Annotated in this window: 1 protein-coding gene; it reads left to right on the top strand. The window is 74.3% G+C overall.

Translation table 11 applies throughout. From position 1 onward, the window contains the following. The first annotated feature begins 296 nt into the window (after nt 1-296). Entirely contained in the window at nt 297-707 is a 411-nt protein-coding gene (locus N865_RS22070; protein WP_051511210.1) for a hypothetical protein, read from the top strand. The last annotated feature ends 37 nt before the right edge of the window (nt 708-744 follow it).

Here is a 744-nt window from a genome sequence, read left to right as displayed (position 1 = left end):
CGGCCCTCGACCGGATCGCCGCGCAGATCTCGCCAGCTCCGGCCGCGTCGAGCACGACGACGAGGGCGCGCGACCGCGTCGCCTGAGCGCTTCGCGCTCCACCGAGCCCGCCGAGGCGGGCGGCCGGTCGCTCGCGGCGTGCTCGTCGCCGTCGACCGTTGAGGGGTGGGGGAGGGCTCCCTCCCCCTCCCCGGCCGCTCGATCGGTTCGGCATAGGGCGCCTGTGTGCAAGCCGGCAGCCTCTCCAGTTTTCCACAGCCTGTATCCACAGGATCGACCCCAGATCGGACACCCACATGACCCTCACACCCGCCCCACCGCCGCCTGACGACGCCGCCGACGACGTCCTCGACGGCTTCGACCTGCCCTCCACCTGGACCGCGAGCGCCGTCGACACCTTCCGGGAAGTCCTCGCCGCACGGCCGGACCTCGCCGGTCCCGAACTCTCCGCGCTGGAGCACGCTTGCCAGCTCCAGACCGTCGCCGACCACCTGGACGACGTCGCCCGTGATGCCGCCTACGTCGCCACCGGCTCGCAGGGGCAGGAGATCCTTCACCCCGCGGTGGCCGAGGCCCGCCTCACCCGGACCGCGGCGGCGGCAATCCTCGCCCGCCTCACCGTGACGTCCGGCCGCGTCCAGACCTCGTCCGAACGTGCCCGCTCGGCAGCTCGAGCCCGCTGGGGCTCGCGTGGAGGCGTGTCGTGAGGCGCCGACCGGTGGCCGACCACGGCCCCGCCCCGCT

It is taken from the genome of Intrasporangium oryzae NRRL B-24470, assembly GCF_000576595.1.
Classification (GTDB): domain Bacteria; phylum Actinomycetota; class Actinomycetes; order Actinomycetales; family Dermatophilaceae; genus Intrasporangium_C; species Intrasporangium_C oryzae.
The sequence above is the reverse complement of the archived record's forward strand: the minus strand, read 5'-3'. Positions and strand labels throughout refer to the sequence as shown.

Bases quoted from the DNA above. Each gene is read 5' to 3' on its own strand.
- N865_RS22070 (WP_051511210.1), top strand. From the start codon at position 297: ATGACCCTCACACCCGCCCCACCGCCGCCTGACGACGCCGCCGACGAC.